This is a genomic window from Roseivivax sp., assembly GCF_054552075.1.
The window spans coordinates 121335-137983 of sequence record NZ_JBTOLZ010000002.1; the positions used below are offsets into that span (position 1 = coordinate 121335).

General features: G+C 71.8%; 16 protein-coding genes. 2 read left to right on the forward strand and 14 right to left on the reverse strand.

The genetic code is table 11. From position 1 onward, the window contains the following. Positions 1-254: 254 nt before the first annotated feature. The 8 genes from ccoS to ccoN form a co-directional block, all read right to left on the reverse strand. Positions 255-413: a cbb3-type cytochrome oxidase assembly protein CcoS gene (gene ccoS / locus ACX938_RS02105; protein ID WP_232752153.1), complete on the reverse strand. Its 159-nt coding sequence runs from the start codon at positions 411-413 to the stop codon at positions 255-257. Next, complete coding sequence (locus tag ACX938_RS02110; RefSeq protein ID WP_459429791.1) at positions 413-2557, reverse strand: heavy metal translocating P-type ATPase; 2145 nt, start codon at positions 2555-2557, stop codon at positions 413-415. The genes ccoS and ACX938_RS02110 overlap by 1 nt, the downstream gene beginning before the upstream one ends. Beyond that, the gene (locus ACX938_RS02115) at positions 2554-3006 is read right to left on the reverse strand and encodes a FixH family protein (protein ID WP_459429792.1); all 453 of its coding nucleotides are present in this window, start codon (positions 3004-3006) and stop codon (positions 2554-2556) included. Before ACX938_RS02115 ends, ACX938_RS02110 begins: the two co-directional genes overlap by 4 nt. Continuing rightward, the gene (locus ACX938_RS02120; RefSeq protein ID WP_459429793.1) at positions 3003-4535 is read right to left on the reverse strand and encodes a 4Fe-4S dicluster domain-containing protein; all 1533 of its coding nucleotides are present in this window, start codon (positions 4533-4535) and stop codon (positions 3003-3005) included. The genes ACX938_RS02115 and ACX938_RS02120 overlap by 4 nt, the downstream gene beginning before the upstream one ends. 790 nt (positions 4536-5325) lie before the next feature. Continuing rightward, a complete protein-coding gene (gene ccoP, locus ACX938_RS02125; protein ID WP_459429794.1) occupies positions 5326-6255 on the reverse strand; it encodes a cytochrome-c oxidase, cbb3-type subunit III in 930 nt (309 codons plus the stop codon). After that, positions 6252-6491, reverse strand: a complete 240-nt coding sequence (locus ACX938_RS02130; RefSeq protein ID WP_459429795.1) for a cbb3-type cytochrome c oxidase subunit 3 — start codon at positions 6489-6491, stop codon at positions 6252-6254. Before ACX938_RS02130 ends, ccoP begins: the two co-directional genes overlap by 4 nt. Positions 6492-6502: 11 nt before the next feature. Then, positions 6503-7312, reverse strand: coding sequence for a cytochrome-c oxidase, cbb3-type subunit II (ccoO, locus tag ACX938_RS02135; RefSeq protein ID WP_459429796.1), 810 nt, complete (start codon positions 7310-7312; stop codon positions 6503-6505). Between the two features lie 6 nt (positions 7313-7318). After that, the gene (gene ccoN / locus ACX938_RS02140; RefSeq protein WP_232752161.1) at positions 7319-8911 is read right to left on the reverse strand and encodes a cytochrome-c oxidase, cbb3-type subunit I; all 1593 of its coding nucleotides are present in this window, start codon (positions 8909-8911) and stop codon (positions 7319-7321) included. A 188-nt stretch (positions 8912-9099) separates the two neighbouring features. Here ccoN and ACX938_RS02145 point away from each other — a divergent pair, with 188 nt between their 5' ends. Continuing rightward, complete coding sequence (locus ACX938_RS02145) at positions 9100-9897, forward strand: universal stress protein (RefSeq protein WP_459429797.1); 798 nt, start codon at positions 9100-9102, stop codon at positions 9895-9897. A gap of 193 nt (positions 9898-10090) precedes the next feature. On the opposite strand, the gene fnrL is transcribed toward ACX938_RS02145, so the two are convergent. Beyond that, complete coding sequence (gene fnrL / locus ACX938_RS02150; RefSeq protein ID WP_459429798.1) at positions 10091-10828, reverse strand: transcriptional regulator FnrL; 738 nt, start codon at positions 10826-10828, stop codon at positions 10091-10093. Positions 10829-10897: 69 nt separating this feature from the next. On the opposite strand from fnrL, the gene hemN reads away from it, so the two are divergent. After that, a complete protein-coding gene (hemN, locus tag ACX938_RS02155) occupies positions 10898-12244 on the forward strand; it encodes an oxygen-independent coproporphyrinogen III oxidase (protein ID WP_459429799.1) in 1347 nt (448 codons plus the stop codon). On the opposite strand, the gene ACX938_RS02160 is transcribed toward hemN, so the two are convergent. The 5 genes from ACX938_RS02160 to ACX938_RS02180 are packed head-to-tail and all read right to left on the reverse strand — an operon-like array spanning position 12241 to position 16616. Beyond that, complete coding sequence (locus tag ACX938_RS02160; RefSeq protein ID WP_459429800.1) at positions 12241-13014, reverse strand: LamB/YcsF family protein; 774 nt, start codon at positions 13012-13014, stop codon at positions 12241-12243. The two genes, hemN and ACX938_RS02160, sit on opposite strands and share 4 nt — an antisense overlap. Next, complete coding sequence (locus ACX938_RS02165) at positions 13005-14039, reverse strand: 5-oxoprolinase subunit C family protein (protein ID WP_459429801.1); 1035 nt, start codon at positions 14037-14039, stop codon at positions 13005-13007. The genes ACX938_RS02160 and ACX938_RS02165 overlap by 10 nt, the downstream gene beginning before the upstream one ends. Continuing rightward, on the reverse strand, positions 14036-14791 hold the full coding sequence (locus ACX938_RS02170; RefSeq protein ID WP_459429802.1) for a 5-oxoprolinase subunit B family protein: 756 nt from the start codon (positions 14789-14791) through the stop codon (positions 14036-14038). Before ACX938_RS02170 ends, ACX938_RS02165 begins: the two co-directional genes overlap by 4 nt. After that, positions 14788-16071: a TRAP transporter large permease gene (locus tag ACX938_RS02175; protein WP_459429803.1), complete on the reverse strand. Its 1284-nt coding sequence runs from the start codon at positions 16069-16071 to the stop codon at positions 14788-14790. Before ACX938_RS02175 ends, ACX938_RS02170 begins: the two co-directional genes overlap by 4 nt. Beyond that, a complete protein-coding gene (locus tag ACX938_RS02180; RefSeq protein ID WP_459429804.1) occupies positions 16068-16616 on the reverse strand; it encodes a TRAP transporter small permease subunit in 549 nt (182 codons plus the stop codon). Before ACX938_RS02180 ends, ACX938_RS02175 begins: the two co-directional genes overlap by 4 nt. Positions 16617-16649: the final 33 nt, after the last annotated feature.

Genomic DNA, 16649 nt, shown 5'->3' on the forward strand with positions numbered 1-16649 from the left:
ATCGTCAATCCCGACAAAAAGAATAAGTTAAGGCGCGGCGGGCTGGGTGGCCGCGCGTCATGTCAGGGGGCTGGGCGGTGAAAACCCTGCGGCGAGGGGCCTGCCCCGCCCGATGGGGTCCGAAGCGATCTGAGCGACTGCATTCAGGAGCCCGGCCATGCGCAAGCTGTCCGCCGCCCGCCCTGCCCGGTGCGGTCAAAGAAGACTGAAGCGCCCACTTTCGCGGTCAATAACCGTGGCGACGCAGCCCCGGCTCACCCCTTCGGCGCCTCGTCCCAGCGCGGGTCGAGGATCCGGTGCCGGTCCCCCTCCGCGTCCTCGTATTGCGCCGCCCGGAGCGTCCAGAGAAACCCTCCGAGCCCCAGAAGCCCCAGGCCCACCGAGACCGGGATCAGCACCACCAGCACGTTCATCACATCCTCCGAAGCGCGTTGAGCGAGACGCTGACCGAGGAGACCGACATGGCCAGCGCCGCGAGAAAGGGCGTGGCGAGCCCGGCCAGCGCCACCGGCACCGCCACGATGTTGTAGGCCGCCGAGAGCCAGACGTTCTGCCGCATCCGCCCGAGCCCCGCCCGGCTGATCGCCAGGAGCTCGGGGATCAGGTCGAGCCGCCCCGACAGAAGCACCACGTCGGCGGCGTTGCGCGCCGCGTCGAGCCCCGAGCCCGGCGCCACCGAGGCATGGGCCCGCGTCAGCGCGCCGGTGTCGTTGAGCCCGTCGCCGACCATCAGCACGCGGCGGCCCTCTGCGCCGCGCGCGGCGATCCAGTCGGCCTTGCCCTCGGGTGTCATGCCGCTTTCGGCGCGGATGATGCCCAGGGCCTCGGCGAGGCGGCGGCAAGGCCCCTCGGTGTCGCCCGAAAGAAGCGCCACCTCGAAGCCCCGCGCCTGCAGGGCGCGCACCGTGGCGCCTGCCTCGGGGCGGGGGTCCTCCTCGAAGGTGAAAAGCAGCGGCGCGCCCTCTCCGGGATCGAGCGCCACGCCCTCGCCCTCGGCGCCGATCCAGGCGGGGCGGCCAAGCCGCACGCGCTGGCCGTCGTGTTGGGCCTCGATGCCGCGCCCGGGGATCTCGCGGGCCTCGGTGACGGGTCGCGGCATCACCCCGCGCGCCTCGGCCGCGGCGACCAGCGCGCGGGAATAGGGATGGCTGCTTGTCGCGGCGAGCCCCGCCGCCAGCGCAAGCGAGGCATCGGAGGGGTTGCCGCGCAGCCGCGCCGCCCCGGTCGTCAGCGTGCCGGTCTTGTCGAAGACCACCATATCCACGCCCGCCAGCCGCTCGAGCGCGGTCGCCGATTTCACCAGAAGGCCCTTTCGGAAGAGCCGCCCCGTCGCCACCACCGAGACCGCCGGCACCGCGAGCCCCAGGGCGCAGGGACAGGTGATGACCAGGACCGCGATGGCCACGTCGACTGCCCGCCAGCCGTCGCCGGTCAGGGCCCACCAGGCGAGGAAGGCCGCGAGGCTCAGAAGATGCACCAGCGGCGCATAGGCGCGCGCGGCGCGATCGGCGATCCCGGCGAAACGGGTGCGCTGGCTCTCGGCGGTGGCGACCAGCTCGGCCAGACGCGCCAGCGCGGCGTCGCGCCCGGCGCGCACCACCCTGAGGGTCAGCGCGCCCGAAAGCGCCACCTCGCCTGCCGAGACGGCGGCGCCGGGGCCCACGGCAAAAGGCGCGCTCTCGCCGGTCAGGGCCGAGCGGTCGAGGTCGCTCTGCCCCTCGGTCACGATGCCGTCGGCGGGCAGCCGGTCGCCGGGGCGCAGGGCGATAATGTCGCCGGGGCAGAGGTCCTCGGCGCGGACGACCTCGGGCCCGGTGTCCGTCAGACGCACCGCCTGCGGCACGCTCAGCGCGGCGAGCTCCGCCGCCGCTGAGCGCGCCGCCGCCCGCCCGGCGTGATCCAGCGTGCGCCCGATCAGCAAAAAGAAGGTCAGCGCCAGCGCCGCGTCGAACCAGCTGTGCCGGTCCGCGCCCTGCAGCGCGCCGATCAGCGAGACCAGCGCGGCCAGCAGGATCGCCAGCGATATCGGCACGTCCATGCCCAGCCGCCCACCCCGCAGCGCGCTCAGCGCGGCGGCGAAGAAGGGCCGCCCGGCGAAGGCCACCGCCGGCAGGGCGATGGCGGCGGAGACCAGGTGGAAGAGCTGCGCGGTGACCTCTGCCGCGCCGGACCAGACCGCCACCGACAGGAGCATGACGTTCATCATGGCAAAACCCGCGACGCCGGTGCGCATGATCAGGTCGCGCATCACCGGGTCCTGGCCCGCGAGCCGCGCGGGGTCGAGTTGCTGCGCCCGGTGCCCCGCCGCCGCCAGCGCCGCGATCAAGGGCTCGGGCGCGAGATCCGCGCCTTCGATCGCCACCTGCCGGCGCGAGAGGTTCACCCGCGCGCCTGTGACGCCGGGCCATGCGCCCAGCGCCGCCTCGACCGAGGCGATGCAGGCGGCGCAATGGATGTCGGGCAGATGCAGGGTCAGCGCCTCGGGCGCGGCCCCGCGCGCCGCGCTGTCGCGGGCAATCTCGGCGGCGCCGACGCAGGCGGGACAGGCCGCGGTCACGGCGCAACCCGGAGCGAGAGGCTTTGCACGAAGGGCGCTTCGGTGCTGCCGCCCGCGAGATCGAGCCGCCAGAGGCCGGGCTCCAGCGTCACCCGCGCCCGGCCCGCGGCGTCGAAGGCCAGCTGCCGGTCGGCGCCGCCATGGGTCGGCCGGCCGATCCGGGCGGTAAAGCCCTCGGGGGGAACGGGCTGGCCCTCGGGGGTGGTCACGCGCAGGGTCAGCGCGCCCTCGGCGTAGGTCGCGCGGGCCTCCCAGCCGAGCGCCTCCTGGGCGCTGCGGCGGGCCTCGAAGCTCTGGCTCGCGACGTAGGAGTTGGCGACCTCGAGGCCCGGGAAGGTGCCGACGGCCTGGACCGCCAAGGTCACGTTCACCGCGATGATCAGGCCGAAGCCGCAGAGGAACATCATCAGCACGTGGCGGCCGGTGAGCGGGCGGGTTGCGGGTGTCATGGGGTGTCTCCGTTGAAGGTGGTGGCGACCCGCGCGGTGGCGCCGGTCTCGACGTCGCGGGCCTCGATGCTGAGCGCGCTGCGGTCGGCGCTTGCGGCGGGCGCCCCGGGGGGCGCGGTGACATAGACCCGGATCAGCCGCTGGCTGTCGGCGCGGATCGCCACGGCGCCGGGTTCGGCGCCCTCGACCTCGAGCGACAGCGCGCCGGGATCGCTCAGCGACAGGGCGATGGCGCTCGGCACGCCCTCGCGGTTGCGCAGGCGCAGGTCGTAGGCGTTGCGGATGCTGCCGTCGGACAGGGTGATGAAGCTTGGGTTGCGCACCGGCGCCACGGTCAGCTCCAGCGTCGGGCGCAGCATCAGCGCCGCGATCAGCGCCAGCCCGCAGGCCAGCCAGAGCGCGAAATAGACCAGGTTCCGCGCCCTCAGCACATGCTGCCAGGCCGGGCGCGGCGCGCCGCCCGCGGCCTCGCGCGGGGCGTCCTCGAGGGCGAGGTAGTCGATCAGCCCGCGCGGCCGGTCGATCCGGGCCATGACCTCGTCGCAGGCGTCGATGCAGAGCGCGCAGGTGATGCAGGCCATCTGCTGGCCGTCGCGGATGTCGATGCCCATGGGGCAGACGTTCACGCAGGCGTTGCAGTCGATGCAGTCGCCGGCGGGGGCCTCGGGCGGGGTGTCGCGGGCGGTTGTGGCGCGGGCGGCGCCGTCGCGATTGGGCATCGGCAGGAGCGGTGAGCGCCCGCCGATCCGCGGCCCCGCGGCGCGGGTGGCGGGGGCGGCCTGGCGCTTCAGCCCGCGCCCGCGCGGCTCGCCTCGCCAATCGCGGTAGGCCACCGTCAGCGTGCCGTCGTCCATCATCGCGCCCTGGATGCGCGGCCAGGGGCACATGTAGATGCAGACCTGTTCGCGCATGAAGCCGCCGAAGGTGAAGGTGGTGAAGGTCAGGACCCCGATCGAGGCCCAGGCGACTGGCGGCGCCTCCAGCGTGAGGAGGTCCCGCGCGAGGCCCGGCGCATCGGCGAAATAGAAGACCCAGGCCCCGCCGGTCGCCAGCGCGATGGCGAGCCAGAGCGCCCATTTGGTCAGCCGCAGCCGCCATTTGCGCGCGCTCCAGGGCGCGCGGTGCAGGCGCAGGCGGGCGTTGCGGTCGCCCTCGACCCAGCGTTCGACCAGCAGGAAAAGATCGGTCCAGACGGTCTGCGGGCAGGCATAGCCGCACCAGACCCGCCCGAGTGCCGCGGTGAAGAGGAAGAGCCCCACCCCGGCCATGATCAGGAGGCCCGCGACGAAGTAGAACTCGTGCGGCCAGATCTCGATCCAGAAGAAGTAGAAGCGCCGATGCGCGAGATCGACCAGCACCGCCTGGTCGGGCAGCGCGGGCCCCCGGTCCCAGCGCAGCCAGGGGGTGACGTAGTAGATCGCCAGCGTCACCGCCATGATCTGCCATTTCAGCCGGCGGAAGGCGCCGGAGACCCTTCGCGGGAAGATCGGCTCGCGCGCGGCGTAGAGGGAGGTGTCTTCAGTGCTCATGGTCTCACGTCCTGTTCGCCGGGCCGTTATGGCGGGACCGCGGGTGGCGCGCGTTGACCTGGATCAAGGGGGCGGGGGAATTGGGGGGTGTGGTTGGGTGTGGGTGTGGGCGCAGGAGCGATCTGTTCAGAGGCCGATCCGGTCCGAGGTCCAGGCGGTCAGGTTTCCAATCCCGCGCCCCCCACGCCCCCACACCAAACGTCCCCGCCCGCCCAAATGACGCGCAGACCGTCCCACCAATTGCGCCCGAACAGCATCGAAGATGCCGGGCGCGCGCCGGACCGGCCCCTTGGGCCGGCGCTCCTTCGGATGGCGCGCATAGATCACCCCTAGCCCTGACCTTGCTGCCATTAAGCGCGCCGCTCGACAGTCAGCAGCGCCGGCCCCCGGTCCGGCGCGCGCCCTCTGGTGCGAGGGGTGATGGCGGGTTGGTCTGGTCGGGCCGGTTGGGCCAAGGGCCATAGGGCGAGAGACTTGGCAGGTGTGGAATGACACCCGGGGAAGGGGCGCGCTGAGAGCGGCAAGGCGCCCGCAGCTGGCATCTCTGCCTTAAAACGTCAGCGCTCTGTTGAAGTGACGGTGCTAGGCACTGTGAGAGACCGGAGAGCACTAAGCCCAGCAGCGCGGCTCACCTGTGCCGGGCCGCCCTCCCCGCGCCGGACGCCTCAGCCACTCCAAGCGCATATGCCTCCCTCCCCGCCCCCCTCAAACACGAACGGCGGCCCGAAGACCGCCGCCCGCCACCGCCGCGCCACGCGGCACGCGCGAACAGGACCGCGAGGCGGGGGTGTCAGCCGCCGTTCCCGTCCTCGGGAGCCGGGGCCTCGGAGCCGACCGCACCCGCCGGTCCGATCTCCTGCGCGGCCTCCTCGCCGCCGCCGAGCTGGTGCACATAGGCCGCGAGCGCGCGCACCCCGTCCTCGCCCAGCCGCGCCCCCCAGGGCGGCATCACGCCGTAGGGCCCTTCGCGGATCAGCCGGGTCAGCGCCGCGTCGTCGGAGCCGTAAAGCCAGATCGCATCCGAGAGGTTCGGCGCGCCCATCTCGCGGTTGCCCTCGGCGGCCATGCCGTGGCAGGCCGCGCAGTTCTCCGCGTAGAGGGCCCCGCCCGGCCCGGCCAGGGGATCCGCCCCGCCGGGCAGCGCCTGGACGTGATCGACCAGCAGCGCGATCTCGGAGGTCTCCAGGATCCCGCCGAAGCCCGGCATCTGGCTGAAGCGGCTTTGCGGGTCCTCCTCGCTGCGGATGCCGTGGCGGATCGAATAGGCAATCTCTTCGCGGCTGCCGCCCCAGAGCCAGTCGTCGTCGAGAAGGTTCGGGTAGCCCTCGGCCCCCGCCGCCCCGGCGCCATGGCACTGCGAGCAGTTGTTGCGGAAGAGCGCCCCGCCCGCCTGCACCGCGAACCGGTGCAGCGCGGGGTCCTCGGGCAGCGCCGCAAGCTCGGTCTCGACCAGCGCCTGGCGCAGGTCCGCCTGGCTGTCGGCCACCGCGGCGATCTCGGCGGCGACCTCGGCGCGCTGGGACCAGCCCAGGAGCCCCGCGGTCGCCCGTTCGGCCAGGGGCCAGGCGGGGAAGAGGATCGTGTAGATCACCCCCCAGAGGATGGTGGCGTAGAAGGTCCAGAGCCACCAGCGCGGCAGCGGGTTGTTCAGCTCCTCGATGCCGTCCCAGCTGTGGCCGGTGGTCTCGACCGGGCGGGTCTTTGGTGTCTCTTTGGTCATTGGCGGCTCTCCTCGGGGGCGCAGGTGCAGCCGGCGCAGGCCCGCTCGCAGCCCGCGCGGGGCGTCTCGGGCGCAAGCGGCGGGGCGTCGCGGAAGATCGAACGGGCGGCGTCGTCGTGCAGCGCCCGGCTGCCCGGGCGCCAGACCCAGAGGAAGGCGCCCAGGAAGAACAGGAAGAGCGCCAGAAGGGCCCAGCTGTCGGCGAAGGCGCGCAGGAGGGAATAGGTGTCTTGCATGGCCGGGCTCCTCAGCGGCTGGCCTCGGCCACGAAGGTCGAGAAATCGACCGTCGTGCCGAGCATCTGCAGGTAGGCGATCAGCGCGTCCATCTCGGTCAGCGCCGGCTGGCCGTCGAAGTTGCGCACCTGGGCGCCGGGGTAGCGCTCCACGAGCCCGTCCCAGTCGCCGTAGGGATCGACCTGCACCCGGAAGTCGGCGGGCGCGGCCTGGATCATCTCCTCGGTGTAGGGCACGCCGACGAGCGCATGGGTCCGCAGAAGCTCGCGGATGTGCTCGGGGCCGATCTCGGCGCGGGCGAGGTAGTCGTATTTCGGCATGACGCTTTCGGGCACCACCGACTGGGGATCCTCGAAGTGGTCGACGTGCCATTCGTCGGAATAGCGCCCGCCGACCCGCGCGAGGTCCGGCCCGGTGCGCTTCGAGCCCCATTGGAACGGGTGGTCATACATGGATTCCGCCGCCAGGCTGTAATGGCCGTAACGCTCCACCTCGTCGCGCATCGGGCGGATCATCTGGCTGTGGCAGGTGTAGCAGCCCTCGCGCAGGTAGATGTCGCGGCCCGCCAGTTCGAGCGGCGAATAGGGGCGCACGCCCTCGACCTCCTCGATGGTGTTCTCGAGCCAGAAGAGCGGCGCGATCTCGACGATGCCGCCGACGGTCACCACCAGGAAGGAGAAGACCAGGAGCAGCGTGGCGTTCTTCTCGAGGATGGCGTGCCGGTCGATCAGCCGGCGCTTGCGGGCAGGGGCTTCAGTGGCCTCACTATCGCTACCGGGCGCGGCCTCAGCCGCCTGCGGGGTGTGGGTGTCTTGTGTCATGGCAGGTTACTCCGCGGGAACGGGGGCGTTGACGGGACGGGCCTCGGGCGCGCGGATGGTCATCCACATGTTCCAGACCATGATCAGGGCGCCTGCGAGGTAGAGAACACCGCCCGTCGCGCGCACCACATACATCGGGAACTTGGCGGCCACGGTGTCGGCGAAGGAGTTCACCAGGAAGCCCTGGTCGTCGACCTCGCGCCACATGAGCCCCTCCATGATCCCGGTGACCCACATCGAGGCGGCGTAGAGGACGATCCCCAGCGTCGCGAGCCAGAAGTGCCAGTTGATCGCGGCCATGGAATACATCCGCGCCCGGCCCCAGAGCTTGGGCGTCAGGAAATACAGGCAGGCAAAGGTGATCAGCCCGTTCCAGCCCAGCGCGCCCGAATGCACGTGACCGATGGTCCAGTCGGTGTAATGCGACAGCGAGTTGACCGCCCGGATCGACATCATCGGGCCTTCGAAGGTCGACATGCCGTAGAAGGCGAGGCTGGCCACGAACATGCGGATGATCGGGTCGGTGCGGATCTTGTCCCAGGCGCCCTCGAGGGTCATCAGCCCGTTGATCATGCCGCCCCAGGAGGGCATCCAGAGGATCACCGAGAAGACCATGCCCAGCGTCGAGGCCCAGTCGGGCAGCGCGGTGTAATGCAGGTGGTGCGGACCCGCCCAGATATAAAGAAAGATCAGCGCCCAGAAGTGGATGATCGACAGCTTGTAGCTGTAGATCGGCCGCCCGGCCTGCTTCGGGACGAAGTAATACATCATCCCCAGGAAGCCCGCGGTCAGGAAGAAGCCCACCGCGTTATGGCCGTACCACCACTGGGTCATGGCGTCCTGCACCCCGGCGAAGACCTGCACCGACTTGGAGCCGAAAAGCGAGACCGGCACCGAGAGGTTGTTGACCACGTGCAGCATGGCCACGGTCACGATGAAGGACAGGAAGAACCAGTTGGCGACATAGATATGCGGCTCGCGGCGCTTGATCAGCGTGCCGAGAAAGACCGCGAGGTAAGCCAGCCAGACCAGCGTCAGCCAGATGTCCACGTACCATTCGGGCTCGGCGTATTCCTTCGACTGGGTCGCGCCCAAGAGGTAGCCGGTCGCCGCCATGACGATGAAGAGCTGGTAGCCCCAGAAGACGAACCACGCGAGGTTCCCGCCCCAGAGCCGCGCCGCCGAGGTGCGCTGCACCACGTAAAAGGAGGTGGCGATCAGCGCGTTGCCCCCGAAGGCGAAGATCACCGCCGAGGTGTGCAGCGGGCGCAGGCGGCCGAAGTTGGCATAACCCTCGGACCAGTCGAAATTGAGCCCGGGGAAGGCCAGCTGGAAGGCGATGAAGGTGCCCACGAGAAATCCCGCGATGCCCCAGAAAGCGGTGGCGATCACGCCCGCGCGCACCACCCCGTCGAGGTAGCCCTGCGGTTCCGGCGCGCGGGGCTCGCCCAGGCGGCCGATCTCCCAGAGGCAGAGCCCGGCGGCGATCAGCATCACCAGGGCGGCGTGAAAGGTATAGGCGAGGTCGCGCCCGTAATCCGCCGCGATGGCGGCCAGGAGCGCGACGACGCCGAGGCAGAGTATTCTGATGATGGCCATGCAGCCCCCGTTCGTCCGGCGCGCGCCGGCCCCATGCCGGCACGCTTCGCGGTCGAGCTATGGCGGCTCGCGCCCCGAGGCGCCTTGACCTGGATCAAGGGAAATTCCCGCGACGGGTTTGATCCAGGTCATGGCGGGCCCGGGGGGCGGCGGGCTCAGATGAGGTCAGAGCTTACAGGAGAACAGCCATGTCCCAGGGCACCCTCGTCACCCTCATCCCCGATCCCGAAAGCCTCGCGGTGCTGGAGCCCGCGATCGAGACCGCGCGGCGGCTCTCGCTGCATCTCGAGGTGATCTGCCTCGCCCCGGCGATCTTTCACCTCGCGCCGACCACCATGGCCGACGCCTTCATCCCACCCGCGATCAACGAGACCTGCCGCGAGGATCTCGCCCAGCAGATCCGCGCCGCCGAGGCCCGCCTCGCGCGCGAGGAGCTGGAGTGGTCGGTCTCGGGCATCCTCAGCGGCTACGACGCGCTGGCCTACCAGTTGGTGCGGCGGCTGCGGTTCGCGGACCTCGCGCTCCTGCCGCGCAGCGGGCCCGCGCCGGGCGACCTCGCGCGGCTCTTCGAGGCGGTGCTCTACAATTCGCGGGTGCCGATCCTGCTGACCGACAGCGGGCTTGGCGCGCTCGACCGGGTTCTGGTGGCCTGGGACGACAGCGACGTGGCGCTGGCGGCGGTGCGGGCGGCGGCGCCGCTCCTGGCGCTGGCCGGAGAGGTCGAGGTGGTCACCGTCGATCTGCCCGAGGCCGGGCAGGACCTCGCGCGGATGCTCTCGCGGCAGGGGCTGCGCCCGGTTCTGACGCCGCTGCCCAAGGGCGAGCACGGCATCGCCCGGACGCTTCTCGACCACGCCCGCGAGACCGGCGCCGAGGTGATCGTCGCGGGCGCCTACGGCCACGCGCGGCTGCGCGAGATGCTTCTGGGCGGGGTGACGCGCGACCTGATGAAGGGCGCCGATCGGCCGCTGCTTCTGGCGCGCTAGCGCCGGGTGGGCGGGCCGGTGCTCGGCCTCGCGGGCGAGGCACCGCTTCGGCGGGGCGGACAGCTCGGATGGTTGAAAAGTGGGGTCCAAGGCCCCCCGGCCTGCCCCTCCAGTTCCTCTCAGAAGAGGGCGCGCTCGGCTCGGTCACCCACCGGGCGCGCGGCACCAAGGCCCCCTGCCCGGCCCCGCGAAGTCAGGCGATCGGACCGCCGTCGTCGTCCAGCACCTCAAGCGTCAGCTGCGCCACGTCGGGCACCACCACCTGCCGGGCCGAGGGCGTCTCGATCAGCCCCTCGCGGCGCAGCGCCGAGAACTGCCGGCTGGTGGTCTCGATGGTCAGGCCGAGATAGTCGGCGATGGCCTCGCGCGAAAGCGGCAGATGCAGGACCACCGGGCCCTCGGTGATCTCCTGGCCCTCGGCGCTGGCCTCGCGGCGCACCAGGCTCAGCAGGAACTTCGCCACCCGCTCGCGCGCGGTCATCCGGCCCAAGAGCACCGACCAGTCCCGCGCGATCTCCAGCTCGTCGAGCGTCATGGTCAAAAGCCGCTGCGCCACGTTGGGCGAGGACCGCACGATCTTCTCGAAGGCGGGCCGCTCGAAGCGGCAGAGCGTCACGTCGCTGACCGCCTCGATGTCGAAGGAGGACCGCGCCCGCCCGGGCCGCCCGATGAAATCCGAGGGCAGCAGAAGCCCCACCATCTGCCGCCGTCCGTCCTCGAGCGTGCGGGACATGGTCGCGCAGCCCGCCACCACCGAGGAGACGTGATCGAAGGCATCGCCCGCGGCCACGATGCTGCCGCCCTTGGGCACGCTGACGTAGCTCTTGATGCTTTCCAGCACCGCGAGATCATCGGCATCGGCCTCGGCGCAGACCGCCCGGTGTCGGATCGGGCAATCGGCGCAGGCCACCTTGGCGAGACGCATGTTCATGGCCCTCCCTTACGACCAGCCTTGACCTGCATCAAGGACGGAGCCGACGCCCCGGGGCAGGGTCGCGACATGACACAGGATCCGCTTTCCGCCGCCCTGCTCGACGCGCGCGTGCCGCGCTACACGAGCTATCCGCCCGCCGACCGTTTCACCACGGCAGTCGGCGCCCCAGAGATGGCCCGCTGGATCGGCGCGATCCCGCCCGGCGCGCCGCTCTCGCTGTATCTGCATGTGCCGTTCTGCCGCAGGCTCTGCTGGTTCTGCGCCTGCCGCACCCAGGGCAGCCGCAGCGACGCGCCGCTCGACCGGTTCCTCGCCCATCTGCGCGAGGAGATCGCGCTGGTGAGCTGGGCCCTGCCCGAGGGCGTCGCGGTGCGGCGGCTGCACCTGGGCGGCGGCACGCCCAGCATCCTGTCGCCCGGGCGCATCGACCGGCTGGCGGGCTGGCTGCGCGCCGCCTTCCTCTTCGAGACCGAGGCCGAGGTCTCGGTCGAGATCGACCCCTGCGACTGCGACGCGGCGCGGCTCGACGCGCTGATGCGGCTGGGGATGCGGCGGGCCTCGATCGGGGTACAGGATTTCGACGCGCAGGTGCAGGCCACCATCGGGCGGCACCAGAGCGTGGCCGCGACCGCGGGGCTGGTCGCGGGGCTGCGCGCGCGCGGCATCGCCAGCGTGAACTTCGACCTGGTCTACGGGCTGCCGCATCAGACCCGCGCGAGCCTCGAGGCGACGCTCGACCGGGTGCTCGAGCTCGCGCCGGACCGGCTGGCGCTTTACGGCTACGCCCATGTGCCCTGGATGGCCAAGCGCCAGCGGGTGATCCCCGAGGCGGCGCTGCCCGGCCCCGCCGACCGGCTGGCGCTGGCCGGCGCGGCGCGGGCGCGGCTCGAGGCGGCGGGCTATGTCGCCGTGGGCATCGACCATTTCGCCCTGCCCGCCGACAGCATGGCCCGCGCCGCGCGGGCCGGCACGCTCAGGCGCAATTTCCAGGGCTATACCACCGACGACGCCGACACGCTGATCGGGCTCGGGCCCTCGGCGATCTCCTCCTTCGCCGAAGGCATCGCCCAGAACGCCCCGGCCACCGGGGACTGGCAGGCCGAGGTCGCGGCGGGCCGCTTCGCCACCCGGCGCGGCCATGCGCTGAGCGCCGAGGACCGGCTGACCGCGGCGGTCATCGCCGCGCTGATGTGCCAGGGGGAAGCCGATCTGGAAGGGCTCGCGGCGCGCCACGGTGAACCCGCCGCGCCGCTTCTGGGGCGGGCCGGGGCGGCGCTGACGGCGCTGCCGGGCATCGGGTCGCTCGAGGAGGGGCGGCTCACCCCGCGCGACGCCTCCATGGTGCGGCTTCTCGCGGCGCGGCTCGATCCGGGCTTCCAGCCCCGGGGCGCGGCCTACAGCCAGGCAAGCTAGAGCGGCCGGCCCTCGAGCCGGGCGATGGTCACCCCCTCGCCTTCCAGGAGCCCGCGCAGGTGGCGCGCCAGCGCCACGGCCTCGGGGCTGTCGCCGTGCAGGCAGACGGTGTCGATCCGGCAGGGCAGATGGCTGCCCTCGGCGGTGATGATGGCGCCGGCCTTGAGCATCTCGAGGACCCGCCGGGCGGCGGTCTCGGGGTCGTGGATCACCGCGCCGGGCAGGCTGCGGTCGACCAGGGTGGCATCCTCGTTGTAGGCGCGGTCGGCGAAGATCTCGCAGGCCGCGCGGCAGCCGAGCGCCCGGGCCGCCGCCTCCTGGGCGGTGCCCGCCAGCACCATGATCGTGATCTCGGGGGCGACGGAGAGCGCCGCCTCGTAGCAGGCCCGCGCCATCTCGGCATCCTCGGAGGCCATGTTGGCCAGCGCCCCGTGCAGCTTCAGATGCGCGACCTCGGCGCCCGCGGCCCGCGCCATGGCCTGGGCCGCGCCGAGCTGGTAGCGCACCAGGTTCGCCAGGCTCGCCTGCGGCAGATGCATCCGCCGCCGCCCGAAGCCCTGCAGGTCGGGAAAGCCCGGATGGGCGCCGATGCCGACGCCCCGGCGCGCCGCCGCCGCCATGGCCCCGGCCATGGTGTCCCAGTCGCCCGCATGCATCCCGCAGGCGATATTGGCCGAGCTCACCACCTCCAGGAGGCCCGCGTCATCGGTCATCCGCCAGGGGCCGAAGCCCTCGCCCATATCGGCGTTCAGATCCACGCTCAGGCCCATTCGGCACTCCGTTCCAGGTCGTCTCCGGCGGTCACCCCGCCGACGAGGTTGTAGGCCAGAAGATCGCGGATGTCTTCGGGCCGGCGGATGAGGCGCGAAATCCGCGCGCCCAGCCGCTTGCGCTCGGCCCGGGCGCGGGTCTCGGCGGCGAGCCCCTCTTCGAGCGTCAGGAAGCGGAAGCGCAGCTGTCCGTTCGGCGCGCATTGCGCGACCTTCGGCAGATCGGCGGGCAGGACCGCGCCGATCCGCGGGTAGCCGCCGGTGGTCTGGCATTCGCACATCAGCACGAAGGGCGTGCCGTCGCCGGTGATCTGGATGTCGCCCGGCACGATCACCTCGGAGAGGACCGAGAGCCCGGCGCTGCTGGCAAAGCCCGGCCCCTCGGGCAGAAAGCGCACGCCCATGCGGTTGCCGCGGGCGTCGCGGGTGAAGGTGCTGTCCTCGAAGCGGGCGCGTTCTTCGGGGGCGAAGAACGCGGTCTGGAGGCTCGGCACGACGCGCACCTCGCCGCCCTCGAAGCGCGGCTCGGCGGCGATCTTGAAGCCGGTGGCGCCGGGGCGCGGGTCGGGGTTCAGCGCGAGCCTCTGGCCCGGCTCGATCCGCGCGCCGATCCCGGCGGAAAGATGCGCCGAGCCCGCGCCGAGCCGCGGCGCGGCGGTCACGCCGCCGCCCAGGTGCAGGTAGCCGTAAGCCCCGGCCTCCATCGCGCCCAGGACCAGCCGCGCCCCGGCGGGCAGCAGGTGGCTGGCGTGCCAGGCGACCCGCGCGCCGTCGATGCTGGCGCGCATCGGCGCGCCGGTCAGGGCGATGCGCAGATCCTCGGTGGCCTCGAACTCGCCGCCCATGCCGGCCATCTCGAGCGCCAGCGTGCCCGCCCCCTGCCCCAGGAGCGCCCGGCCCTCGTAGAGCGCCAGGCTGTCGGCCGCGCCCCCGCGCGACAGCCCCTGCCGCAGGTAGCCAGGCCGCCCCTCGTCCTGGAGCGTCAGCCCGGGGCCCGCGCGATGCACGATCAGCGCGGCGCTCATGCCAATACCTCGGACCGTGCGCCGCCCATCGGCGCCTCTTCCAGCGCGGCGAGCTTCTCGGGCGTGACCGCCTCGAAAGACAGCTCGTCGCCGGGGCGCAGGACAAAGGGCGTCTCGGCCTCGGGGCGGAAGAGCGGGAAACCCGTCTGGCCGACGTGGCGCCAGCCGGTGGGCGTCGGCACCGAGAACAGCACCATCTGCCGGATCGCGAGGCCCAGCGCCCCGGCGGGCACCTTCTCGGTGAGCTGGGTCTGGCGCGGGATGTCCCAGTCGGCGGGCAGCTCGCCCAGGTAGGGCTGGCCCGGGGCGAAGCCGATGGTCTGCACCCGCACGCGGGCGGTGGTCAGGCTTTCCAGCGCGGCCTCGGGCGAAAGCCCCGCCGCGGCGGCGGCCTCGTCGAACTGCGGCGCAAGATCGGTGCCGAAGACCGTCGGCACGTGCCAGAGCCGCCGCCCGCCCGGCAGGGGCGCGGCATACCAGTCGCGGCTTTCCAGCAGCGCCGCGAGCGCGGCGCGCACCGCGTCATGGGCCACCGCCGTGGGATCGAAGCGCAGGTAAGTCGAGACAAGCGAGGTCGAGGTCTCCTCGGTGCCCTCGGGCGCTTCGCGCTCCAGGGCGTCGAGAAAGGCCAGCGCGGCGCGGTTGGCGGGCTCGCTCAGGCTCTCGGCGAAGCTCACAAGGAAGCCGTCGACGCCCACGGTGCGGATGCGCGGCCAGCCGGCCGCGCCCCTGTCGCCAGTCCCCCAGGTCATTGCAGGGCGTCCGGCAGCCAGAGCGCGATCTGCGGGAAGGCGATCAGCGCCGCCGCCATGGCCAGCATCGCGAGGATATAGGGAATCGTGCCCAGCATCACCTCGGTCATGCTGCCCGATTTCCGCGCCCCCTGCACCACGTAGAGATTGAGCCCCACCGGCGGGGTGATCAGCGCCATCTCGATGAGCACGATCATCAGGATGCCGAACCAGATCGGGTCGAAGCCCATCTCGACCACCAAGGGCACGATGATCGGGATCGTCACCACCATGAGCGAGAGCGTCTCGATGAAGAAGCCCAGCACGACGTAGATGCCGACGATCACGAAGATCGTGGCGAGCGGCGAGAGACCCAGCCCCTCGAGGAAGGCCTGCAGCTCGCGCCCGATGCCCGCCGAGGCCAGGGTGAAGTTCAGGAAGGAGGCGCCGATCACCACCAGCATGATCATCGAGGTGATCTTGACGGTGCCGAGCACGCTTTCGCGGAACATCCCCAGCGAGACCCGCCCGAAGAAAAGCGCGATCACGATGGCGCCCGCGACGCCCACGGCGGCGGCCTCGGTGGGCGTGGCCCAGCCCTTGTAGATCGAGCCGATGATCACCAGGAACAGCAGGAAGATCGGCACCAGCTCGCCCAGCGCGCGCAGCATCTGCGCCAGCGGGAAGACCCGGCGCTCACCGCCGAGAGACGGGCGGATCACGCAGAGGATCATGGTGATCACCACGAAGGCCAGGGCCAGCGCGATGCCCGGCACGAGCCCGGCGAGGAACAGCCTCGGGATCGAGGTCTGGGTCAGGAAGCCGTAGACGATCAGGTTGATCGAGGGCGGGATCATGATGCCCAGCGTGCCGCCCGCCGCGATGGCGCCGGAGAAGAGCTTGGGGTCATAGCCCAGCTTCTCGGCCTGGGGCATGGCGACCGTGGCCACCGTCGCCGCGGTGGCGACCGAAGAGCCCGAGGTGGCCGAGAACATCGTCGCGGTCGCGACATTGGCATGGACCAGCCCGCCCGGCAGCCAGCTCACCCAGCGGTCGAGCGCGGCATAGGTCCGGGTCGCGATGCCCGAGCGCACCAGGATCTCGCCCAGGAGCACGAAGAAGGGAATGGCGATCAGCGTGGCGTTGTTCGAGGTCGACCAGACCAGGTTGCCGAGCCCGCGAATGAGCGGGAACGGGCTGAAGAAGGCGTCGACGCCGAAGCCCAGCATGAAGAGCACGATGCCGACCGGGATGGAGAGGCACAAGAGGCCGAGGAGGCCCACGGAGATGTAACCGATCATCGCGCCTGCTCCGCTTCGCCGAAGGTGCCGATGGCGGCGTCCGAGCCCGCGAAATCGCCGCGCATGACCAGCGCGCCTGCGGCCAGGAGCGTCGCCCAGGCCGAGACTGCGAACCAGATCCAGCCCGCGAACCAGGGCAGCTGCACCAGCGCCAGCGGGGTTTCGAGCGGGGTATTGGCGCGCGAGCCGTTGACCAGCGAGCGTTCGAGCACCGGCCAGCATTTCACCGCGATCAGGGTGACGGTGCTGGCCAGGATCGCCAGCGAGACAAGGTCGAAACCCGCCCGTCCCCGGGCGCCCGCGCGGCTCCGCAGAAGGTCGATGCGCACATGGCCCATCTCGCTCAGCGTGTAGGCCATGCCCCAGGAGGTGGCGACGGCCATGACGTAGCCGCTGATCTCGTCGGTGCCGCCCAGCGAGGCGCCGACCTGGCGCAAGAGGACGTCGGCGAGGACGAAGGCCACGCAGGCCAGGAGGACGACGCCGATCAGGATGGCGATCACGCCGTTGGCCTGTCTGAGGGTCGCCAGGATCTTGTCGGGCATCTGCGCCTCCGGGGCGGGGCCGCCCGGGATCGG